The sequence below is a fragment of the Pseudoclavibacter sp. 8L genome, from assembly GCF_902506465.1.
GTDB lineage: Bacteria > Actinomycetota > Actinomycetes > Actinomycetales > Microbacteriaceae > Pseudoclavibacter.
This window is the reverse complement of sequence record NZ_LR733186.1, coordinates 704,688-726,939: the sequence shown is the minus strand read 5'-3', so window position 1 is coordinate 726,939 and position 22,252 is coordinate 704,688. Positions and strand designations below refer to the sequence as shown.

Genomic DNA, 22,252 nt, shown 5'->3' with positions numbered 1-22,252 from the left:
ACATGTGACCAGTCCGCCGCCATTCCAAGGCACGTGCTGAGAGAATGGCGGCATGACAACCCCAGGCACGACGACACGTGGCGCCCGCAGCCGGTTCCCCAAGGTTCCCGAGGGAGACGTGATCGCCAGCCTCGACAGCTACGAGGCTGCTCGCGCCGTCGTGGACGGTCTCGCGAAGCAGGACTTCCCGGTCTCCACCGTCTCCATCCTGGGCAGCCACCTGCGCACCGTCGAACGCGTCACGGGCCGCATGTCGTTCGGCAAGGCCGCGCTCGGCGCCGTGGGCACGGGCGTGATGCTCGGCCTCTTCGTCGGGCTCCTCGTCCTCATCATCACGCCTGGAGTCGGCTTCGAGACGCTCATCGCGATCCTCCCGGTCGCGATCGGCTTCTCCGTGATCTGGAGCGTCATCGGCTACGCGCTGAACCCGCAGCGCAGGCAGTTCACGTCGGTCATGCAGGTCGTCGCGACGCACTTCGACGTCGTCGTTCCCCGTGAGCACGCCGCGAAGGCGCGTGGCCTCGTTGGAACGCCGCAGGGGGCAGTCAGTGCCACGCCGGCCCAGCACGTGCCCGGGGAGCCAGCCTCCGCTCCGCGTCCGACGGCGCTCGCCCCGGAGCCGCCGCAGCAGCCTTCGGCCGCCCCGCACGCTCCGGGTGCGGAGCCGGCACCAGCCGGGCAGGCTGCGCCGACTCCCGAGTCGCAGGAGCCTGCGGCCCCCCGTCGGACCTACTCGGAGGCGCAGGCGGAGATGCGTCGCCTCGAGCGCGAGCAGCGAGCCAAGCAGGCCGCGGAAGACCGCTCCGGGCCGAGCGCGCAGTCCTGACCCAGGCGGCCCGCACCTGAGCTAGTCGGAGATGCGACTCGCGAGCCAGGCCTCGACTTCTTCGACGGTGCGCGGGATGCCCCGTGAGAGGTTCTCCGCTCCGTCGGCGGTCACGAGAATGTCGTCCTCGATGCGAACGCCGATGCCCCGCAGCTGCTCCGGCACGGTCAGATCATCGGGCTGCAGGTAGAGTCCCGGTTCGATCGTGAAGACCATGCCGGCCTCGAGCACGCCGTCCAGGTAGAGCTCGCGACGCGCCTTCGCGCAGTCGTGCACGTCGATGCCGAGGTGGTGGCTCGTGCCGTGCACCATGTACCGGCGGTAGAGCTGCTCGGCGGGGTCGGTGCCCTCGACGCCAAGAGGCATCCCGAGCTCCTGCGTCCGCGCCGCGATGACCTCCATCGCCGTGTCGTGGATGGTGCGGAAGGTGATGCCTGGGCGGACGATCGCCAGCGCGGCGTCAGCGGCTTCGAGCACGATCTCGTAGACCAGGCGCTGCTCTTCGGAGAAGCGGCCCGTGACGGGGAGGGTGCGGGTGATGTCCGCGGTGAAGAGCGAGTCGACCTCGACTCCCGCATCCACCAGGATCAGCTCGCCCGCGTTCACGGCTCCTGAGTTCTTGGTCCAGTGCAGGATGCACGCGTGGCTGCCAGAGGCGGCGATCGTGTCGTAGCCCACGTCGTTGCCCTCGAGGCGGGCTCTCGCCTGGAACACCCCTTCGACGATGCGCTCACCACGCGGGTGCTGAGCTGCCCTCGCCAGGGAGCCGACGATGTCGTCGAAGCCAGCCGCGGTCGCGGCGACGGCCTCGCGCATCTGAGCGACCTCGTAGGCGTCCTTGACGAGCCGCAGCTCGCTGAGGTCCTGGGCGAGGAGCGCGTCCTCTGCGAGCAGGGCGTCGAACTCGGCGTCAGGCAGCGACATGGTGCGCCGAGCCTCGTCGACGCGCCCCGTCAGGTCCGGGTCCGCCTCTCGAAGCACCAGGGTGCGGGCGTCCGTCACGAGACCGAGCTCGGAGAACTCGCTCAGATCGCGGGCGGCGACGTCGAGGTCGGCTGCGGTCTGCGCGAGCGACGGGCGCGGCCCGATCCAGAACTCGCCGATCTCGGAGTTCGCGTAGAACTCATCGCTGTCTCGACCAGCACGTTCCCGGAAGTAGACCGTCGCCTCGTGCCCGTCGTCGACCGGATCGAGGACCAGGACGGCCCCGGGCTCGGCGTCGGAACCCCATCCGGTCAGCTGCGAGAAGGCCGAGTGAGCGCGGAACCGGTAGTCGGTGTCATTCGAGCGCTGCTTGAGGCTTCCGGCCGGCACGACGAGTCGCGCCCCGCGGTGCCTGGCCGAGATCGCCTCACGGTGGCCGGCAGCGGTCGGGACGGAGACCCGAGCCTCGGGGAGGGGCTCGTCTCGATCTGCCCAGCCGCGCATGATCTGCGCCCGGAAGGCATCGCTCTTCGGAGTCGTGCTGCGGTTCTCGTTCTCGCTCGCTGGCGCTTCGCCGGGCTTGACGCCTCCTGCGTTCTCGGCAGCCTCATCGGTCGCTGGAGCGACGGCGGGGGCGGCTGTGGCGGACAGGGTGCTGGCGCGGTCGGAAGTAGTCACCCCCACATTCTCGCGCGGAAAACTGGGTGGCGCGGTCAGCAGGACCGAACCACGCGAGCGGACAGGCTCAGCCCGAGGAGGACGGTGTCAGCTGCGCGAAGACGGGACGGTGGTCGCTGCCCGCCATGTCGCGGGAGAGCAGCACCTCGAAGCCCGTGACGCTCCACTCGCTGGTCGCCATGACGCGGTCGATGTTCGCGCCCAGCAGCGGCGGGACGCCCGCCGTCCACGTGCCGACGGACCCATTGCCGGTCGCGAGCGCTGCGTCAGCGCAGGCACCGAGCTGGCTCGAATCGTCGACCCCGAGGCCGGAGAGGTGATCGAGGGTCGAGTTGAAGTCGCCCGCCATGATCGTGTTGCTCAAGCACTGTTGGGCGAGCCACTCGAGGTCGGCGTTCCACGCGCTCATGTTGCCTGGAGTCGGGGAGACCGGATGCGCCGCGATGATCGTCGGCCCGTCACCATCCACGGGCACCGCGATGACGGTCGGCAGCGTGCTCGTGTCGCCTCGATCGGTGACCACCTCGTAGTCGCCGAGGTCAGGGGAGATGAGCAGCGTCGTGGAGGTCGCCTTGTAGTCTTCGTCGACCGTGTGCGTGTGCACCCACATCGGGGAACCCGCCTCGGACATCTGTGCCGCGATCTCGACGCCGAGCTCCTCCGTCGTCTCAGGCAGCACCACGACATCGGCACCGACCTCGACGGCGAGCTCAGCGACCGAGGGAGAACCGGGCGCATCGCCGCGGGTGTTCCAGCTGAGGATGTTGATGCTCTCCGGCGAATCGCTCCCCGCGACGGGGGAGCCCAGACCCCGGTCGACAAGCACCGCCGCCGTGGACGCGACGAAGATGGCGATGACGAGGGTCGTCATCCCGAGCACCGCACGTGCCTTCCGGGAAGCCAGGACCGGGATGAGGAGCAGCAGCATGATCGCCGTCGCGCCGATCGCCACGGGAAGTCGGAACGAGATCGCCTGGGCCACGAGCGGTGCCCGCTGCAGGTCAAGCAACTGTGGCCAGCCGAGCACGACCGCCGCTGCGAGCGCGATGAGCCCGAGGACGAGCCCCGCCGCCCGGTAGCCGGCGATGGAGGATCTTCTGCGTGGTGGTGAGGTACTCGGCATGACCGCCCCAGCGTAGTCTCCGTCGAGCGGGGAGCCTGGGAGGCGCATGGCGATTGCCCATCCGGGCCCTGTGCTTTGATCGGAGCATGACCACCTTCGACAAGCCAGGCATCGACCTCCACACCCACTCGGTGGTCTCCGACGGGACCGAGGCACCAGGGGAGGTCATCCGGCAGGCGGCGAGAGCCGGCCTCGACGCCGTCGCGCTCACCGACCACGACACGACGGCAGGCTGGGCGCAGGCCCGAGCCGCCGCGCTCGACGTGGGCATCACCTTCATCCCGGGCATCGAGTTCTCCTCGCAGCTCAACCACGCGAGCGTGCATGTGCTCGGGTACCTCATCGACCCTGCAGACGAGGTCATGCTCGCCGAGATGCAGCAGGTCCGCGAGTCGCGTGTCTCGCGAGCCGAGCGCATGGTGCAGATGATCGGCGGTGACCACGACCTCACCTGGGACGACGTCCTCGCCGTCACGGAGCCGGGTGCGACGGTGGGCCGGCCGCACATCGCAGACGCGCTGGTGTCGAAGGGGCTCGTCGAGAGCCGAGTCGCCGCCTTCGAGACGATCCTCCACTGGCGCGGCGGCTACTACGTGGCGCACTACGCCCCGAGCCCCTTCGACGCCGTCAAGCTCATCCGCCGAGCGGGTGGCGTCCCCGTCCTCGCGCATCCGGGTTCGAGGGGGAGGCGCGGCATGGACACGGAGACCCTCGAAGGCCTGATCGAGGCGGGCCTCGGCGGGCTCGAGGTCGGGCACCGCGAGAACGACGCAGCCAGCAGAGCGATGCTCCTCGAGGTCGCAGCGCAGCACGACCTGATCGTCACCGGCTCCAGCGACTACCACGGGACCGGGAAGCCCAACCAGCTCGGCGAGAACACGACCGAGCTCGGGCAGCTGCGGCGCATCATCGAACAGGCGACGGGAAGTGAACCCGTGCGCGGCGCTGGGCTGCGGCTGTAGCAGCCGCGCCGCCTTCTGCTGACCGGCACGTCGACGGCCCTTCGCGTGAGATGGCAGACGGCGCCGAGCGGATGCTCGGCGCCGTCTCGCGGTTCGTGCCTGGACGCTACTCGCTGGCCTGGGACTCCTGGCGCGGGGCGCCGGACTCGCTGCCAGACCCGCCACGACGGCGGCGGCGGCGCCGAGCCGGGCGCTCCGCCCCTGCCTCGCCAGCAGGCTGCTCGCCGGCGGTCGTCGACTCCGTGCTCGGTGCTGCTCCGGCCGGGGCCGCAGCTGCATCGTCGCTGCGACGACGCGAGCGCGAGCGCGCCGGACGCTCAGCAGAGCCTCGTGAGCTGGAGCCGCCGCGGTCGCTGCGTTCTCCGTTGCGTTCACCGCTGCGTTCTCCGGTGTGACGGCTGCCGGGCGACTGCACCTCGCGCTTCGGTGCAGCAATGCGTCCCTTCGTGCCCTCGGGGATGCGCATGTCGGCGTAGAAGTGCGGCGAGGACGAGTACGTCTCCACGGGCTCCTCCGCACCGAGCTCGAGGGCCTTCGAGATGAGCGCCCACTTGTGCAGGTCGTCCCAGTCGATGAAGGTCACGGCGATGCCCGTGTTGCCGGCTCGCCCCGTGCGGCCCACTCGGTGGAGGTAGGCCTTCTCGTCTTCCGGGATCGTGTGGTTGATGACGTGCGAGACGTCGTCGACATCGATGCCGCGGGCTGCGACGTCGGTCGCGATGAGCACGTCCTTCTTGCCGGCCTTGAACGCGGCCATGGCACGCTCGCGCTGCTCCTGGTTGAGGTCGCCGTGCACGGCTGCCGCCTTGAACCCACGGTCGGTGAGCTCCTCCATGAGCTTCGCCGCGGCACGCTTGGTGCGCGTGAAGATGACGGTCTTGCCGCGACCCTCAGCCTGCAGGATGCGGGCGATCATCTCGTCCTTGTCGAGCGGGTGAGCGCGGTAGATGACGTGCTCGATGTTCGCCTGCGTGATGCCCTCATCCGGGTCAGTCGCGCGGATGTGGATGGGCTTCGTCATGAAACGACGGGCCAGCGCGACGATCGGGCCGGGCATCGTCGCCGAGAAGAGCATGGTGTGGCGGGTCGCCGGCGTCTGTGCGAACAGGCGCTCGATGTCGGAGAGGAAGCCGAGGTCGAGCATCTTGTCGGCCTCGTCGAGCACCATCTCACGCACATTGGAGAGGTTGAGCATGCGCTGCTGCGCGAGGTCGAGGAGGCGCCCCGGCGTGCCGACGACGATCTGAGCGCCTGCCTTGAGCTGCTCGATCTGGCCCTCGTAGGCCTTGCCGCCGTAGATCGGGACGACGGTCGTGCTGCGCCCGGTGACGGCGATCTGCAGGTCTTCGTAGACCTGGACGGCGAGTTCGCGCGTGGGTACGACGACAAGCGCCTGGACGCCGTGAGCCGGGTCGAGGCCGAGTCGCTGGATGAGGGGGAGGCCGAAGCCGAAGGTCTTGCCAGTGCCGGTCTTGGCCTGGCCGATGATGTCCTGCCCGCTGAGCGCGAGAGGAATCGTCTGCTCCTGGATGGGGAACGGCTCGGTGATGCCGTGTCCCTCGAGGGCCGAGACGATGTCGGCATCGATGGAAAGGTCGGAGAACTTCACGAGTGAAACGCCCTGTCTGCAGTTGTGGGATGCGCCCGGGAAGTCGAAGGGCGCCGAACGGCCGCGGTCGCGGCATCGCCACAGTCTAGCGAATACCTTGAATTCGGTCCTCAGCGCACCCGCTTGTCCGTCGTTCTCTCGGAAAGGGTCTCTGCGGACCTGCGACAAGGGGAACTCCTCTGGCACATAGGATGAGCGTGTGAAGCCAGTATTCGGAAGGCGCGGCGGAGACCGATCTCAGGACGACGCAGCCCCAGCATCCGCGCCGAAGCCAGCGACGTCGCTCGGCGACCTGCTGGTTCCCGCCGATGTGCTCGTGGCGCGCGCAGCCTACCTCGAGCTGCTCCTCTTCCAAGAGCTGTCTGCCATCGTGAACGAGGCCCCCGCCCTTGCCAACAAGCAGCACATCGGCGCAGCGGCGAACGCAGCGCTCGAGCGCCACAGGGACCTGCTCGGTGGGGCGGAAGCCGCGGCCGCACCCGAAGCGATCGCGCGAATCGGCGATGCGGCCAAGCACTTCGCCGGCTACCCGGAGCGTGTCCTCGGCCACGACTGGGCGCAGCGGCTCCTCAGCTGCCACCTCTCTTCTGGCTTCTTCCGTGACTTCTTCGGCGAGGTCGCCGAGTACGGCGGCGAGAGCTACCGATCGGCGCTCGCGCCCGTGTTCCTCACCGACGAGGAGCGCGACCAGCTGGTGCCCGTCATCGACGCGGCGATCCACTTCGAGGACGGTCTCGGCGACCGCCTGGCGATGTGGGGACGACGCATCGTCGGAGACACGGTGCTCGCGATCCGGCTCGCGCTCGACGTTCCCCTCGGCTCGAGCGGAGACGCGCTGGTCCCCGATGGAGAAGCGCAGCTCGAGAAGCTGGCCTCGGTGCTCTACGCCGGCCACTCGCGCCGCATGAACACGCTCGGCCTCGCGGCCTAGGAACGCGCGGTGGCGTCGCAACAGCCACGGCGCCTGAAGAAGGCCCCCATCCTCGACTGCTCCAATGAGCGGGTCGAGTGGCGGGGGCCTTCGTCGTGTTCGAGCGAGTGCGCTCGCGTGCCTAGGCGCTCTGCGCGCGGCCGAGGTGGCTCAGCCGATGCAGGAGATCGTCGTCGTCATGCTGGCGTCGGCTGCTGAGCGACCATCCGACGGACACCGTGACGATCGCCGCGACACCGAGGGTGATGACCCAGATCCATCCGCCGTCGTAGGCAAGCCACGGGGCGGAGGCCTGAAGCCAGGTCAGCGCCTGCCAGACGACGAGGGCGACGATGCCGCCGAGCGCCGGAAGCAGCACCGGGCCGCGAGTCGATCGGTGCGGTGCCGCGAACTGCACGGCGACGCCGAGGAGGATCCCCGCGAGGCCCGCGAACATGAGTTCCATGGCCGAGGCTAGGCGATGAAGCCGACGCGACGAGCCTGGTCGCCGGAGAGCTCCACGTAGAGGATGCTCTGGGTGGAGACGAGGTACGAGCGTGACTTCGAGTCGTGCAGCTTCACGATCGCTGCGTCCTTCGCGACTGCCTCTTCGATGATGCGCTCGAAGTCATCCTTGGTGAGGTCGGTCTCGAACGAGAGCTCTCGTGGGGCGTGCTTGATGCCGATGCGAACTTCCACTTGGCGCCTTTCGAATGCGAACGGGTGTCTGGCAAGGCTACCGGCAGCATGCCTGGCGCGCGCACATTGACCGCGCCTTTCGCCGTGGGCGCAACAGTCCGCCCATCGCGCCGTCACATCCCGTGCGCAGTCTCCGATGTCGGTGGCCCGAGATACCGTGACTGCATGACTTCAAGCGCCGCACTCGACGCCGTGCCCCTCGACGCCGCACAGCGGGCTGTGCTCGAGGCCGCGACGCGCTCGCATGTCAGCGTCGTCGGTGCGCCGGGCTCCGGCAAGACGACGACGCTCGTCGAACTGCTCGCGAGGCGAGTCCTCTCGGACGGACTCTCCACCGCTGAGGTGCTCGCTCTGACGCCAGACCGCCGCAGCGCCGCGCGGCTCCGCGAGGTCATCGGCGAACGGCTCTCAGTCAGCACTCCCGGGGCGATGGCGCGCACGCCCGAGTCCGTTGCGTTCGAGATCGTGCGCGCGGATCGCGCCAGGCAGGGCCTGCAGGCGCCGCAGCTCTTCACTGGGGCCGATGAGGACACGATCCTCGCCGAGCTCATCCAGAGCGATCTCGAGGCGCGCTCCGCGAACGGCCACGAGCAGCTGCACGCGGCGCCCATCGAGTGGGCGGCGCCCGTCAGCGTCGAGACCATCGGCCTCCGCGGCTTTCGAGCAGAGGTCCGCGATCTCCTGGCGGCGATGTCCGAGTACGACGTGACGCCGGAGCGTCTCGAGGAACTCGCGCACCTGAGGCCAGTGTGGTCGGGAGCAGCGGCACTGGCCCGCCAGTTCCGCGAGAGCGTCGCTCAGGCGAAGCCGAACGCCTTCGACACACCAGGCATCGTGCTCGAGGCCGTCAGCATCGTCCACGCGGCTGAGCGGCTCGACGCCTTCTCTGAGCTCAAGCTGCTTCTCGTCGACGACGTCCAGGAGTTCACCGAGTCGGGCAGGCGGCTGCTCGCCGCCTTCGCGCTGCGCGGGGTGCGCGTCGTCTCCTTCGGCGACCCCGACATCACCACGGGAGGGTTCCGCGGATCGCGTCCCGAACTGGCTGCCGACTGGCGGGGAGAGACGCGCGGGTCGCTCGAGGAGCCGCTGAGGCTCGTGCTCGGCACCGCCCATCGTGGCGGCGCCGAGCTCCGTGCCTTCGTGCGGGGTGTCACCGAGGGCATCGGCGTGCAGCGGGAGCTGCGGCACCGGGCCGCCGAAACACCTCGAGTCGGCGGGCCGCCGGAGTCCGCCCCTCCGGCGGTGGCTCGTCTCTCGGCCGCATCGTCAGCTGCCGAGTGCCGGGGCATCGCCGACTACCTCCGTGAACTGCACCTGCTGCACGGCGTGCCGTGGGACGAGATGGCCGTCATCACGCGTCGAGGCGGAAGCATCGAGTCGCTGCGTCGTCAGCTCGCGAAGCTCGAGGTGCCCACGAGCTCCTCTCAGGCGCTCCCTGCGGCAAGCGATCGCGCCGTCCAGGCCGTCGTCCGGCTCGCCGCCATCGCCAGCGGTGCCCAGGAGCTCACGGCCGAGGCGATCTCGGAGCTCGCCGCCTCACCGGTCTTCGCGATCGACCCCGTGCAGCTGAGGCGGGTCCGGCGCGCACTGCGCCTCGACGAGATCGCCGCCGGCGGGAACCGGCCAGCCGACGACCTCCTCGTCGAAGCCGTGTCCCGAGTCGCAGGGCTGCGTCTCCTGACCGACCCGGATGCCCCCGCCTCCGCGACGTTCGAGCGCCTGCTCGCGACTGGCGGTTCTGCGACCGGCCGCAGTGCCACGCGCGCCCTGCAGCAGCTCGGGACGCTCCTGCGCGCGGTGTCGGGTGAGATCGCGGCCGCGAACGGGCAGCAGCTCAGCATCGCGGCCGACGAGGTCCTCTTCGCCGTCTGGGAGCGTCTCGGCCTCGCCAAGTCCTGGCGCGAGCTGGCGCTCGGCTCCGGGCCCCGCGCCGAGCAGCTCAGCGCGCACCTCGACGCACTCGTCACGCTCTTCGACGTCGGCAAGCGGTTCGTGGAGCGGCAGCCCGACGCCAGCATCCGCGACTTCCTCGAGCAGTGGACGGGAAGCGAGGTCACGGCAGACTCTCTGGCGAGTCGCACGCACGGTGGCACGGTGACCGTCACCACGCCGGCAGCTGTGCTCGGGCGGGAATTCCGGGCCGTCGTGGTCGCCGGCCTCTCCGACGGGGTCTGGCCCAACCTGCGTCTTCGCGATTCGCTCCTCGGCGCCGGACAGCTCGCGGAGCTCGAACGGGGCATCGACACCACCCGCGACCTCGTCGACCGTCGGCTCGAGGTGCTGCACGACGAGCGACGGATGTTCGCGCAGGCCGTCTCCAGGTCCTCCGAGTGGCTCCTCCTGACGGCCGAGGAGAGCGAGGACAGCGCGCCTTCGCCGTTCTTCCTCCTCACGCCCCACACGTGGCCCGACACCCCCGCGGCGTCCGAGAGCGCCGCCCAGGGGGCGCTGACGCTCCGCGGGATCGTGGGGGAGCTTCGTCGCACCGCGATGCTCGAGGGCGTCGACCCATCCGCGGCCGCGGGCCTCGCGACGCTCGCGCGGGAGGGGGTGCCGGGTGCGTCGCCGTCCGAGTGGTACGGCCTCGCGGGGCCCACCACGGGCAAGCCGCTGCACGACCCGAACGACCCAGAGGCGAACATCCCCGTCTCTCCATCGAACATCGAGAGCTTCGAGGACTGCGGCGTCAACTGGTTCGTCAGCTCCCACGGTGGTGGGAGCACCAGCGAGAGCATGAACGTCGGCAACATCGTGCACGCTGCGGCCGAATTCGACTTCCCGGACCTCGAAGCCCGCACCGCGTTCGCGCAGGCGAGGCTGCGGTCGAGCGATTTCGACGCCCCCTGGCAGGAGACGGCGGTTCGAGCCAAGGTCGACGAGCTCGTGCGGAACCTCTCCGCCTACCTGCATCGAGTCTCGCTCGGGGGAGGGAAACTGCTCGGCGCCGAGCGCGCCTTCTCCGTCGAGGTCCGGGTTGAGGGCGAGGACACCGCCAAGATCACCCTGCGCGGCAAGATCGACCGAATCGAGAGCACGGCGGCTGGGTCGGTCGACGTCGTCGACTTCAAGACTGGCAAATCCATGCCGTCGAACGACTCCATGCCGGCCAACGCGCAGCTCGCCGCATATCAGATCGCCCTCACCTCCGGCGCCGTGAGTGACCCCGTCGAGCGCCTCGTCCATGCCGTCGAACTCCCTCCGCGCAGCGACCGGGGAACGCAGATCCCGGCAGCACCGGTGCACGAGGCAAAGCTCGTCTTCCTGGCAAAGCCCACGAAGAAGCTGGAGTGGAGCGAACGCACCCAGCAGCCGTTCGACGAAGACGCGACGGCCGAGTTCTTCGAACGAGTCCGCTCGGTCGCCCTCGGCATGATCGGCATCCCAGAGCCCCTCGGCTCCAGCTCCAGCTCGGATGAGCTCGCAGACGCCCACTACCAAGCCCACCTCGAGTCGCACTGCCTCGGCTCGTTCGGTGGCGGACGAGCATGCGCGCTGCACGCCGCATCGGAGGTCACCGAATGACGCATGCCTGGCCCATGGGAGCCGTCACGCACGGCGACATCGCATTGGCGCTCGCCGACAACGACCCGTCCCGCATGCTCGAGCCGACGCCCGAGCAACGCCTCGTCATCGAGGCACCCCCGGTTCCGAGCCTCGTCATGGCAGGGGCCGGAAGCGGGAAGACGCAGACCATGGTGCAGCGCATCGTCTGGCTCGTCGCTGCCCAGGGCGTGCATCCCACCGAGATCCTCGGCCTCACCTTCACTCGGAAGGCCGCAGGAGAACTCCGGGAACGCGTGCAGCTCGCCCTCGCTCGGCTCCGCAGCGAGGGCCTCGTCGGAGGAGACGAGTTCGCGTCTCCGGAGGTCTCGACCTACAACTCGTTCGCCAACCGGGTGTTCTCCGAGAACGCCCTGCTCATCGGGCAGGAACCTGATGCCCGCATCGTCGATGAGATGACCGCCTTTGCTCTCATGCGCAGTGTCGTGCTGGCAAGCGACGACACCAGGCTCAGCTCGCTCGACCTGCAGCTCGGCGCCATAACCAGCCTCGCTCTGGGCGTCGCACGTGCGATGCGCGACAACCAGCTGTCCGCCGCGGCCTGCGAGTCCTTCGTCGAGGAATTCAGAAGGGTTGCCGAGCTCCCCGGTCGGGGCACGGCGAACACGCCGTTGAAGCCGGTGGTTGACGCCGTGGCGATCCTGGACGAGTTGCCGATCTTCGTGGGGCTTGCCGAGCGCTACCAGCTCGAGAAGCGCAAACGGGGGCTCATCGAGTTCTCCGACCAGGTCACCTTCGCGGCAGAGATCTGCTCGAGCACGCCGGCCGTGGTCGAGGAGCTGCGGGCCAGGCACCGCTTCGTCATCCTCGACGAGTACCAGGACACGAGCGTCGGGCAGACGCGCCTGCTCGGGACGATCTTCGGCGATCATCCCGTGCTCGCAGTCGGCGACCCCAAGCAGTCCATCTACGGCTGGCGTGGAGCCAGCCCGGGCAACATGCGTCGATTCCATGGCGACTTCAGGTCTCGCATCGTTGCGCCCAATGAGGAACCCACCTTCCAGCTCTCGATCTCCTGGCGCAACGACGCCAGGATCCTCGACTCGGCAAACCAGGTCGCCTCACGGCTGCCGGAAGCCAGCGACCCCGGTGTCACGCAGCTGGGCACACGGCCAGGGGCAGGCGAGGGGAGCGTCTCTCTCGCCTTCCCGGAGACACTCGACGACGAGGCGGCTGCCGTCGCGACCTGGATGCGCGAGCGGATCGTGGTCGACGTCGACGTCGACGTCGACGTCGACGCCAGACCTCCGTCCGGCGCAGTGCTCCTGCGCGCGCGAAAGCTGCTCCCGCTCTTCTCCGCGGCGCTGACGCGTGCGGGCGTGCCCAACCGGGTCATCGGCCTCGGTGGACTGCTCTCGGCCCCGGAGGTCGTCGACCTTCGCTGCGCCATGCGCGTCGCGCACGACTCCACCGCAGGAAACGAGCTCATCCGTCTGCTCGTCGGCGCAAGATTCCAGTTCGGCCTCGCCGACGTCAAGACGATCCACGACGTCTCGCGCAGCCTCGCGAACCGCGACGTCACCATGGCGTCTCTGGCTGACGAGGTGCGGGCGAGCAAACGCGAGCTCGCGACGGGCGACGACGAAGTGCCCCTGCAGGAGGCCCTCGACTTCCTCGCGACTCGGATCGCCACGGAAGATCGCCGAACCGAGCCCGACACCTGGCTCGCCGGTCTCAGCCCCAGCGCCCGACAGCGCATCCCTGCCGTCAGCGAGCTCATCGCCGAGCTCCGCCGGAACTCAGGACTGCCCATCACGAGCTTCGTCGATGCCACCATCGCGCTCATGAGCCTCGACCTTGAGGTCACCGCGAACCCCGGCAACATGGCAAGAGTCGGCAACCTCGACGCCTTCGCCGAGGCGGCGGCCGCTTTCTCCTCCGCCGAACCCGATGCCGACCTCGGCGCGTTCCTCGACTGGGTCGAGATCGCTGCCGGCGACGACTCGCTTGCTCCCGTGCAGGAGCAGGCCGAGCCCGGCGTGGTCCAGCTGCTCAGCATCCACGGCTCCAAGGGGCTCGAATGGGACTTCGTCGCGGTTCCCCGCAGCGTGGAAGGGGAGATGCCGAGCACCTCGAGAGACGGACTCGGCTGGATTCGACGCGGCGTCATCCCCTACGAGCTCCTCCTCGACGCGCACGACCGTCCGGAGCTGCCGTGGCGAGACGCGGAGACGCAGAAGGAACTCGCCGACCTGATGGTCGACCTCAAGGAGCGCATCAAGGAACGCAACGACGACGAGGAACGCCGACTCGCCTATGTCGCCTACACTCGCGCCCGTCACGAGCTCCTCATCTCCGGCTCCTACTGGAGCGCCATCCACAAGACTGCCCGCAAGGTCTCGGTGTTCGTCGACGAGCTGGCCGAAGCCGGCATCATCGACGCCCCACCGGAGAACACCCTCGATGAGGCACCGGCATCACTCGCGGCCGACAGCGTCGCCTGGCCCCACACCCCTTTCAGCCCTGAGCGTCACGAGCGGGTGAGTGAGCTCGCACAGGCGGTCGCCCACGCTCACGACACCCAGGCGGCACCGGGCGGTGCACTCGCCAGGCGCATCGAGCTGCTCCTCCGCGAACGCGCTGAGCGAAGCACCGTGACAAGCGTCCAGCTCCCTGCGCGCTTCGCCGCATCCAAGTTCAAGGACCTTGTCACCGATCCCGCCGAGATCGCGGCTCAGCTGCGCCGGCCGATGCCGCAGAAGCCCTTCAGGCAGACCCGCATCGGCACCATGTTCCACGCCTGGGTCGAAGCCCACTACGCGGCCCCGAACGCGGGAGGAGACCTCCTCGGCATGGCGGAGATCTTCGGCACGGAGGACGGCGCCCTGAGCAGCATCGCCGACGCCTCGAACGCGGACTTCGCCGAGCTCGAACGCCTGCAGGAGGCGTTCCTCGGGACCCCCTGGCCACATCGAACCCCCAGCCTCGTGGAGCAGACGATCGAGTTCCGACTCGGCGATCGGACCGTCGTCTGCAAGATCGACGCGGTCTTCGAGCACGAGGGACGCGTCGAGGTCGTCGACTGGAAGACGGGCAGGGTTCCGAGCGGCGACAGCGCACGCTGGGAGCGCCAGCTGCAGCTCGCGCTCTACACGCTCGCCTACTCCGAGCACACGGGTGTGCCCCCTGAGCGAATCGACGCAGTGCTCGTCTACGTCCGAGAGGGCGAGGAGATCAGAGTCCCGGAGGTCACGGGGCGTGCAGAGCTCGAACGGCTGCTCGCGGAAGCCGAGGCGGCCCTCAGCGCAGCGAGTCCGTCCGCATGAAGTCGTTCGGCGGGGTGTCGTCGTCGAGGTCGTCCTCGGCGGCGTGATCCACGTCAAGGTCCGGACTGTCATCGGGATGCACGCCCGACGGGGCGCCGGACGGCGACTCGTGCACCAGGCCGGGGAGCACGCCGCTCCCGCTGTCGTGCGCTTCGGGCTGATGAGCCGGACGCCTTCCGGCGGCTTCCTTGAGCAGCTCCTGCACTTCGGCGATGTCGAGCACGGGCAGAGTCTCGTGCACCAGCGGCTGCGCGGGGGCCCGGTGGATGCGGTCGACCAGCGAGTCGAGCATCCCCTCGGCGTCCGAGATGATCTCCGCGTCACCGGCCTCCACCCCGTGCAGCAGCCAGCGAGCGAGCTCCAGCTCCGCGTAGAGGAGGGCCCGCTGCCGAAGCTGCCGGTCCACAGTTCCCGGTGCCTCGTCCGTGTACTCGTCGAGGATGCCCCTCGCGATCGCCCCGTCCAGCGACGAGATCCAGTGCAGGTCTCGAGCGGGGTCGCCGACGCGGAGGTCGCTCCAGCCGAGCACCCCTCTGACCTGGTTTCCGTCCGTGATGATCGAGGACAGGCCAAGCGCCCCGTGGATGACCGTCGGCTGGAACTGCCAGAGCGAATCGTCGTCGATGGCTGCACCCCAGCGGCGATCGAGGGTCACGGGGAGACGCCCGGTCTCCTTCGCCCTCGCGATGGTCTGAGCGGCGGCCTGCCTGGCCTCCGAGGCGGTGAGCGTCGGCATCCCCGCAGCCTCGACGGGCCCCTTGGGGAGGGAATGCACGGATGCGATGGCCCGCCCGAGGCTCACGAGGAACAGCGTCCCCGGTTCGAGAGGTTCGCGGTCGGCCGGAATGCCGCGAAGGTACGTGTAGACCGCGACGCGCTCGCGCTTCTCGGCGAGGTGACCGAGGACTTCCGAGACCTGGAAGGGGAGCCTGCTTCGCATCCCCGGCGTCAGCACGGCGAGCGCACGGACATCGGCGAGCTGCTCCTGGGCCGCCGCCGACGACGTCGGGCGGCGCGCTATGACGGTCTCGCCGTCGGCAAGGGTCAGCAGGGCGGCGTCGAAGTCACCCTGCGCCCCGAACGTGTGCTCGAGGGCCGCAGCCACATCGAGGTCGGGTACAGCGGCCACTGCAAGTGCCGCGAGTTCCAGCGAGAGCTCAGCCATGGCTCCAGGTTAGGAGGCACGGCGGAGCCTGAGTGAGTGCCACGCCCGCACGGCCCCGAGGCGACCTAGGATGAATCCGCCTATGAATCACTTCATGTCTCGTCTCCCTCTTGCCCAGCAGCAGACCGATCGCGACCACGAGCGCCGCAGCGAACCCGGTCTCGTGCAGTCGCTCTTCGCCGACGGCGCAACCCGTGTGCTCGTCCTGAACGGCGGCAAAGCGCTCATGCGGTCGGCGGGTGACGGCCCGAAGCTCGAGCTGCTGGCCGCCACCAGCGAGCGCGCGACCCTCCTCGCGCCGGTCGTCGCCGACGCCGTGTACCTGGGCAGGACGATCGCCGACGACGAGGACCTGCCTCTGGGCACCTCGGTCGTCTCGGTCAGCGTCGACGAGGCACTCGCGGCGACGATCGAACCGGATGCACGACTGTGGGCCGGACTCATGGAGACCGCCGCTCATCTCGGGGCGGTGCACTGCGGGCTGTTCACCGAGGCTCTCGCCATCACGAACTGGCACGACTCGCATGCCTTCTCGCCACGCACGGGCTCGGCGACGAGCGCCGGTCTCGCAGGCTGGGTGAGGCAGGCCGAGGGGGAGAAGCACGTGAGCTTCCCCCGCACGGACGCCGCCATCATCGCCGCGGTGCTCGACCGCGACGATCGGATCCTGCTCGGCGCCAACGTGAGGTGGAACCCACGACGCTTCTCCCTCCTGGCGGGTTTCGTCGAACCGGGCGAGTCGTTCGAAGCCGCTGTTGCGCGGGAGATCTACGAGGAGGCGAGGGCGCACGTCGTCGAGCCGAGGTACTTGGGCTCGCAGCCCTGGCCGTTCCCCGCGAGCATCATGGTCGGCTTCACGGCGAAGCTCCACCCGGACCAGGATCCGTCCACCGTCGAGCCCGACAACGACGAGATCGTCGAGCTGGGATGGTTCACCCGGGACGAGGTCAGGGCCATCGAAGATCGCCTGCCCGGTCCCACCTCCATCGCCCGCGCGATCATCGACGCCTGGCTCAGTGGTCACCTCGACTGACTCGGACAGCCTCGCGCAGTCGTCGACGGCGGATGTGAGCCTGCTGGCGTCGCTCAACGATGCTCAGCGCGAGGCGGCGCTCGCTCTTGTCGGCCCCGTCTGCATCCTCGCCGGGGCCGGGACGGGCAAGACCCGAACGATCACGCACCGCATCGCGTACGGCATACGCGCCGGGGTGTACGACCCCTCACGGGTGCTCGCCCTGACCTTCACGGCGAAGGCTGCGGGTGAGCTGCGGGGGCGCCTCCGAGATCTGGGAGCTTCCGGCGTCGCCGCGCGCACCTTCCATGCGGCGGCGCTCAGCCAGCTCGGCTTCTTCTGGCCACACACGGTCGGCGGCCCTGCCCCGGCCATCGTCAAGGGCAAGGGCAGGCTCATCGCCGAGTCCGCGGAGCGCATCGGTCTGCGGCTCGATCCTGCCGGCGTGCGCGACATGGCGACCGAGATCGAGTGGCGCAAGGTGCGTGAGCTGTCCCTCGAGGAGTACGCCATCCAGCTGCGGTCGTCGCGATCGCTGCCGAAGGGGATGAGCGACGATGCCGCTCTCGGCCTGCTGCAGGCCTACGAGGACATCAAGGACGAGCGTCGGCAGATGGACTTCGAGGATGTGCTGCTGGCGACGGTCGGCATGCTCGAGCTCGAGCCATGGGTCACGCAGCGTGTGCGCGAGCAGTACCGGTTCTTCGTCGTGGACGAGTACCAGGACGTCTCGCCGCTGCAGCAGCGGCTTCTGCAGCTGTGGCTGGGCGCGCGTCGCGAGCTGTGCGTCGTCGGCGACGCGGCTCAGACGATCTACTCGTTCGCCGGCGCATCGAGTTCGTTCCTGACGGGGTTCCCGGAGCGGTATCCGGATGCGCGAGTCGTGCGCCTCGAGGACAACTACCGCTCGTCGTCCGCCATCATCGGCGTCGCGAACGAGGTCGCCAGGCACGTGCCCTACGCGCTCACGCTCGAGCCGGCCGCTGAGACTCCGAGGCGCGAGCCCTTGCCCGAGGTGCTGCAGTTCCACGATGATGACGACGAGGCTCGCGGGGTCGTCCACCGGATCGGCGAGGATCTGCGAGGCGGCATCCCCATCGAGAGCATCGCCGTGCTGTACCGGACGAACGTGCAGGCGGCCGCCATCGAGCGAGCGCTCCAGGACTCGGGCATCGCCTACTCGGCTATCGGCCAGCGGCGCTTCTTCGACCAGCCCGAGGTCCGTCAAGCGCTCAGCGCCCTGCGCGCCGCCGTCATGCAGGAGACCACGGGGCCGCTGTTCCAAGCGGTGAGCGACGTGCTCCGCGACCTGGGATGGACGCACGAGCCGCCGGCCGATTCCGGCGCCTTGCGCGACCGCTGGAACTCCTGGGATGCGCTGCTGCGCCTTGCGGACGCCCAGCCGCACGGTACGAAGCTGGCGGAGTTCTCGGCGGAGCTTCAGCAGCGCGCGAAGATGCAGTACGAGCCGGAGCTGCGAGCGGTGACGCTCTCCAGCATCCACGCCGCGAAGGGCCTCGAATGGGACAGCGTGACCATCGTCGGCGTCAGCGAGGGGCTGCTGCCGATCTGGTACGCGGAGACGCAGGACGAGCTCGACGAGGAGCGCAGGCTCCTGTACGTCGCCGTCACGCGTGCGCGGAAGCGTCTGCGTCTGACGCACGCGCAGTACGGCGGTCGGCGCGACGCTGAGCGGCCGGCTTCTCGCTTCCTGGGAGAGCTCGGCACCCGCATTCGTCGTGGAACGAACGGGGCGTTCGGCGGACCTCGCCGGTGAGCGAGTCGATCGTCAGGACCTCCGGACCGCAGTAGCGCGACGCGGTTCCGTCACGAAGCCACGATGACACCGCGTCGACGGCCAGGCTGCGCACGACCTCCCTCGTGAGGCGTGGGAGCTGGGCACGCGTTGCGAGCGCGAGCTGGGTGGCGATAGCAGCCCAGGCACGATCGGCGTCGAGTCGGTTCAGGTCTTCGCAGCGCTGGCAGGGGGTGCGGCCGGGCACGACGAATGGTCCGATGCTCGCGTCGAGGTCGCCCGCGACGACGGCGAGATGCGGCACATCCGAGGCCATGAGCGGCGTGTACCGCCGAGGCGGGAGGACGTAGTCTCCGCAGTCGACGACGAGGCCGATCTCGGCAGGTCGCGGGGGCTGGTAGTCGCCGCGCGCGCTTCGCACCGTGCAGCCGAGCTCCGCGATGGGCCCGGCGAGGTCGTCACCGGCGATCGTGCCGCGCACGAGGATGACGGGTGGTCGAGCCTTGACGCGAGGTGCGGTTGCCCCGGACCTCCGGCGCGGCGAGACCGGTACCGGCTCGAGGAGCCCCCGCACGCGCCCGAGCAACGCCTCGACCTCGTCGCTGTTCAGTCCGAGTCGTGCGCCCCGCTCGTGGAACTGCGCGAGCGTGCCGCCGCTTCGCAGCGACTCGATGAGCCGCTCGGCGGCCGCGCTCGGGTCGCGGATGACCGCACGAGCGTTCACGCCGCCCAGTTGGAGCTCGGTGGGGGAGCGCCACACGAGGGGCACGCCAGGTGGCAATCGCAGTTCCATGCAGAGATCCTGCTGGAACGCTCGACGCCCCGCAGGAGTTCTCCACAGCCCAGGCTCAGGAGCAGGCCAAGCGAGAACCGGAACCACAGCCACGATCGATGGCTGTGGTCCGCCGGAGGCGCGGGGTCAGCTCGTTGGCGTGTCGCCGCCCTCCGGTGCGTCGCCGAACGCCGAGGGGTCGTCGAGGAACTTCGTCAGCGCCTCGTCGTACTCGTCGGCGGGGAGCTCGCCGAAGCCGAGCCTCGTGACGAGTGCCTCGGGGTGGTCGATGTCCTCGCTCGTCGGGAGAGCGTCGAAGTGGGCCCAGAGCTCATCGCGTGCGGCCGCTCCGTGCGCTTCCGAGACTGCGCGCCACATGGCGGCGGCCTCGCGGAGGCGGCGGGGACGGAGCTCGAGCCCGACGAGCGAGGCGAAGGCGCGCTCGGCGGGGCCGCCGACGGCGCGCCGCCGCCGCACGGTCTCCGCGAGTGCGACCGACTTCGGCAGCCTCGCTGTTGCGTCCTCGGTGACGACGTCGACCCAGCCCTCGATGAGGGCGAGCATGGTCTCGAGGCGGGCGAGTGCCGCCTCCTGCTGCTCCGTGCGGGGCGGGATGAAGGCGCCCTCGGAGAGCGCAGCCCTGATCCCGTCCGGGTCGCTCGGGTCGAGCGTCTGCGCGAGCTCCTCCATGCGGGAGACGTCGATGCTCACCCCTCTCGCGAACTCCGTGATCGAGGAGATGAGGTGCAGGCGCAGCCACTTGGCGTGCTGGAAGAGCCTCGCGTGGGCAGTCTCACGGACGGCGAGGTACAGCTCGATCTGCTCGCGGTCGACGTCGAGGCCTTCGGCGAAGTCGTCGATGTTCTGCGGCAGCAGCGAGGGGCGGCTGTGGTCGAGCACCGGCACGCCGATGTCGCCTCCAGCCACGACCTCCTCCGCGAGGTTGCCGACGACCTGGCCGAGCTGCACGGCGAACATCGCGCCGCCGATGCCGCGCATCATCGAGGAGGACTGGCCGAGCAGCTGCGCCATCTCTGGCGGGGTCTGCTCTGTCAGCACGTTCATGAGAGCGTCGGCGATGCTCGTCGCGACGGGTTCGGAGAGCGAGGTCCAGAACTGGATGGAGCCGGTGATCCACTCGAGTCGGGTGAGCGTCGCAGGAGACTCGCTGAGCTCCCCGAGCTGGGTTGCCTCGCTGAGCCACAGCTGCGCGACTCGGAAGGCCTGGTCGAATCGCCCGGCCTCCTCGGAGCTGATCTCGCGGTTCTTGGGCTGCGCGACCCGACGGGCCTGGTCTCGTGCGACCTGCCAGTCCAGTCCGTTGCCCGGGTTCGCGACGGCCGCCTGCAGCTGCGACAGCAGTGCCTGCACCGCGGCAGGGTCGTTCGGGAGCCCAGCGACTCCCGCCAGCTTGGCGGGGTCGAAGCCTCCCTGCCCGCTCAGCAGCTCGCGGAGCAGCTTGCGCAGCTCGTCTTCGGATCCGTCGTCGGGAATCGGTCCCTGTGCATCACTCATTCCGCACCTCCCAGCGCTTGGATCTACGCTAGCTCGTGGCCCCTCCAAGGAAGGGTCGCCGTGACTGCGTATGCGCCGAGTGCCTTGCGCCACGGGCGAACAATAGCCGCAGGACATCGAAACGAGCGCAGTGACCTTCTTCTCCGAACCCTCCTCAGAGGGGGATGCCCGAGTTCGCGAGCAGTCAGAGGCCTTTGCCAGGGCGCACGAGGCGAACCGTCGCCGCAGCGAGGAAGGCTCGAGGCGGGCGCGCGTCGGACTCGTCTTCCTCTCCGTCGGCATGCTCCTGCTCGTCGCCCTCGGCTTCAGCCCGGCGCCCTACGTCGTGCGCTCTCCCGGCCCGGTCTTCGACGCGCTCGGCACGGTGCAGGCCTCGCAGGAGGACACGACGCAGGTCGAGGTCATCACGATCGGCGGCGCCGACACGTTCGAGCCGTCTGACGGGCAGCTCGACGTCATGACGGTGAACGTCGGGGGCCGGCCGGAGAACCTGCCCAACTGGTTCGAGGTCTTCCTGGCTCTTGTCACGCCATCCAACGATGTCCTTCCCGTCGAGGCGTACTACGCCGACGCGGAGACCGGCGAGCAGCGCGATGCGCAGAACGCCGCCCTCATGCAGGGGTCTGAGGCCGACGCGATCGCCGCCGCGCTCATCAACGAGGGGTACGACGTCGGAACAGCGCTTGCGATCGTCTCGGTCGGCGAAGACGGGGCGGCGGCCGGCATGCTCGAGCCCGGGGACATCGTGAAATCGGTCAGCGGGATCCCGGTCGACTCGACGGAGGGGCTTCCCGCAGCCGTGGCCGAGGCCTCCGGAGGCAACCTCGACAGCCTCGGACCGGTCGACGTCGTCGTGGATCGGGCTGGCGAGAGCAAGACGTTCTCGATCACGCCACGCCCGGGGCTCGTCGAGGGGGAAGAGCGGCCTCTGCTCGGAGTCACGGTCGCCACCCAGCATGAGTTCCCGATCGATGTCGACATCGAGCTCGGCAACGTCGGCGGACCGAGCGCGGGGCTCATCTTCGCGCTCGCCGTCTCCGACAAGCTCGTCGACGGCGACCTGACACAGGGACTGCACGTCGCAGGAACCGGCACGATGTCACCTGATGGCACGGTCGGCAGCATCGGCGGCATCACGCAGAAGCTCTACGCTGCCGTGGAGGTCGGCGCCGACCTCTTCCTCGCTCCCGCCGACAACTGCCAGGACGTCCTGGACGGGGGAATCCCCGGTGACATCCCGGTGTACGCGGTGTCCTCGTTGAACGAGGCGGAGCAGGTCATCCAGACCGTCGGGGAGGGTGGCGACACCGCCGCGCTTCGCACCTGCGAGTCGGTTCTCGGCTCATGACCCACGCCAGTCTCAGTTTTGCCAGGCACTTGCCAGATAAACTCCTCTAGTTCCCCTTTCTCGGAAAACAAACGGCCCCTCCAGGCAATGACAGGTACGACGTGACAAGCACTGCAGCTCAACAGC

Annotated in this window: 15 protein-coding genes; 8 read left to right on the top strand and 7 right to left on the bottom strand. The window is 69.3% G+C overall.

What is annotated here, in order from left to right; genetic code table 11:
• Positions 1–52 precede the first annotated feature (52 nt).
• Positions 53–826, top strand: a complete 774-nt coding sequence (locus GV007_RS10200) for a general stress protein (RefSeq protein WP_160072328.1) — start codon at positions 53–55, stop codon at positions 824–826.
• A gap of 21 nt (positions 827–847) precedes the next feature.
• On the opposite strand, the gene GV007_RS10195 is transcribed toward GV007_RS10200, so the two are convergent.
• Complete coding sequence (locus GV007_RS10195; RefSeq protein WP_236558451.1) at positions 848–2,428, bottom strand: aminopeptidase P family protein; 1,581 nt, start codon at positions 2,426–2,428, stop codon at positions 848–850.
• 67 nt (positions 2,429–2,495) lie between these two features.
• Positions 2,496–3,551 carry an endonuclease/exonuclease/phosphatase family protein gene (locus GV007_RS10190; RefSeq protein ID WP_160072326.1) on the bottom strand — a complete coding sequence of 352 codons (1,056 nt, stop codon included), beginning with the start codon at positions 3,549–3,551 and terminating at the stop codon, positions 2,496–2,498.
• An 86-nt stretch (positions 3,552–3,637) separates the two neighbouring features.
• Between GV007_RS10190 and GV007_RS10185 the strand changes: the two genes are divergently transcribed.
• On the top strand, positions 3,638–4,513 hold the full coding sequence (locus GV007_RS10185) for a PHP domain-containing protein (RefSeq protein WP_160072324.1): 876 nt from the start codon (positions 3,638–3,640) through the stop codon (positions 4,511–4,513).
• 106 nt (positions 4,514–4,619) lie between these two features.
• Here GV007_RS10185 and GV007_RS10180 read toward each other — a convergent pair whose 3' ends face one another.
• Positions 4,620–6,122: a DEAD/DEAH box helicase gene (locus tag GV007_RS10180; RefSeq protein WP_160072322.1), complete on the bottom strand. Its 1,503-nt coding sequence runs from the start codon at positions 6,120–6,122 to the stop codon at positions 4,620–4,622.
• Between the two features lie 199 nt (positions 6,123–6,321).
• Between GV007_RS10180 and GV007_RS10175 the strand changes: the two genes are divergently transcribed.
• On the top strand, positions 6,322–7,053 hold the full coding sequence (locus GV007_RS10175; protein ID WP_160072320.1) for a ferritin-like fold-containing protein: 732 nt from the start codon (positions 6,322–6,324) through the stop codon (positions 7,051–7,053).
• 121 nt (positions 7,054–7,174) lie between these two features.
• On the opposite strand, the gene GV007_RS10170 is transcribed toward GV007_RS10175, so the two are convergent.
• A complete protein-coding gene (locus tag GV007_RS10170) occupies positions 7,175–7,498 on the bottom strand; it encodes a hypothetical protein (RefSeq protein WP_160072318.1) in 324 nt (107 codons plus the stop codon).
• 8 nt (positions 7,499–7,506) lie between these two features.
• Positions 7,507–7,731 carry a DUF3107 domain-containing protein gene (locus tag GV007_RS10165; RefSeq protein ID WP_104241588.1) on the bottom strand — a complete coding sequence of 75 codons (225 nt, stop codon included), beginning with the start codon at positions 7,729–7,731 and terminating at the stop codon, positions 7,507–7,509.
• A gap of 165 nt (positions 7,732–7,896) precedes the next feature.
• Here GV007_RS10165 and GV007_RS10160 point away from each other — a divergent pair, with 165 nt between their 5' ends.
• A complete protein-coding gene (locus tag GV007_RS10160) occupies positions 7,897–11,253 on the top strand; it encodes a UrvD/REP family ATP-dependent DNA helicase (RefSeq protein WP_160072316.1) in 3,357 nt (1,118 codons plus the stop codon).
• The gene (locus GV007_RS10155) at positions 11,250–14,558 is read left to right on the top strand and encodes an ATP-dependent helicase (protein ID WP_160072314.1); all 3,309 of its coding nucleotides are present in this window, start codon (positions 11,250–11,252) and stop codon (positions 14,556–14,558) included. The genes GV007_RS10160 and GV007_RS10155 overlap by 4 nt, the downstream gene beginning before the upstream one ends.
• Here the strand turns inward: GV007_RS10155 and GV007_RS10150 are convergent.
• Positions 14,533–15,723 (bottom strand): phosphotransferase, encoded by a 1,191-nt coding sequence (locus GV007_RS10150; protein WP_160072312.1) that lies wholly within the window; start codon positions 15,721–15,723, stop codon positions 14,533–14,535. The genes GV007_RS10155 and GV007_RS10150 overlap by 26 nt on opposite strands.
• Before the next feature lie 94 nt (positions 15,724–15,817).
• Here GV007_RS10150 and nudC point away from each other — a divergent pair, with 94 nt between their 5' ends.
• Together nudC and GV007_RS10140 are read left to right on the top strand one after the other, a co-directional pair.
• Positions 15,818–16,756: an NAD(+) diphosphatase gene (nudC, locus tag GV007_RS10145; RefSeq protein ID WP_236558450.1), complete on the top strand. Its 939-nt coding sequence runs from the start codon at positions 15,818–15,820 to the stop codon at positions 16,754–16,756.
• Positions 16,740–18,512, top strand: coding sequence for an ATP-dependent helicase (locus GV007_RS10140; RefSeq protein WP_236558449.1), 1,773 nt, complete (start codon positions 16,740–16,742; stop codon positions 18,510–18,512). Before nudC ends, GV007_RS10140 begins: the two co-directional genes overlap by 17 nt.
• Before the next feature lie 898 nt (positions 18,513–19,410).
• On the opposite strand, the gene GV007_RS10135 is transcribed toward GV007_RS10140, so the two are convergent.
• Positions 19,411–20,778, bottom strand: coding sequence for a zinc-dependent metalloprotease (locus GV007_RS10135; RefSeq protein ID WP_104331533.1), 1,368 nt, complete (start codon positions 20,776–20,778; stop codon positions 19,411–19,413).
• A 130-nt stretch (positions 20,779–20,908) separates the two neighbouring features.
• Between GV007_RS10135 and GV007_RS10130 the strand changes: the two genes are divergently transcribed.
• Positions 20,909–22,126: a YlbL family protein gene (locus GV007_RS10130; RefSeq protein ID WP_160072308.1), complete on the top strand. Its 1,218-nt coding sequence runs from the start codon at positions 20,909–20,911 to the stop codon at positions 22,124–22,126.
• The last annotated feature ends 126 nt before the right edge of the window (positions 22,127–22,252 follow it).

What these genes read in the sequence shown, in the direction of transcription:
- GV007_RS10200 (WP_160072328.1), top strand. Translation starts at nt 53, where the DNA reads ATGACAACCCCAGGCACGACGACACGTGGCGCCCGCAGCCGGTTCCCC.
- GV007_RS10150 (WP_160072312.1), bottom strand. Translation starts at nt 15,723, where the DNA reads ATGGCTGAGCTCTCGCTGGAACTCGCGGCACTTGCAGTGGCCGCTGTA.
- nudC (WP_236558450.1), top strand. Translation starts at nt 15,818, where the DNA reads ATGTCTCGTCTCCCTCTTGCCCAGCAGCAGACCGATCGCGACCACGAG.
- GV007_RS10170 (WP_160072318.1), bottom strand. Translation starts at nt 7,498, where the DNA reads ATGGAACTCATGTTCGCGGGCCTCGCGGGGATCCTCCTCGGCGTCGCC.
- GV007_RS10155 (WP_160072314.1), top strand. Translation starts at nt 11,250, where the DNA reads ATGACGCATGCCTGGCCCATGGGAGCCGTCACGCACGGCGACATCGCA.
- GV007_RS10190 (WP_160072326.1), bottom strand. Translation starts at nt 3,551, where the DNA reads ATGCCGAGTACCTCACCACCACGCAGAAGATCCTCCATCGCCGGCTAC.
- GV007_RS10160 (WP_160072316.1), top strand. Translation starts at nt 7,897, where the DNA reads ATGACTTCAAGCGCCGCACTCGACGCCGTGCCCCTCGACGCCGCACAG.
- GV007_RS10185 (WP_160072324.1), top strand. Translation starts at nt 3,638, where the DNA reads ATGACCACCTTCGACAAGCCAGGCATCGACCTCCACACCCACTCGGTG.
- GV007_RS10135 (WP_104331533.1), bottom strand. Translation starts at nt 20,778, where the DNA reads ATGAGTGATGCACAGGGACCGATTCCCGACGACGGATCCGAAGACGAG.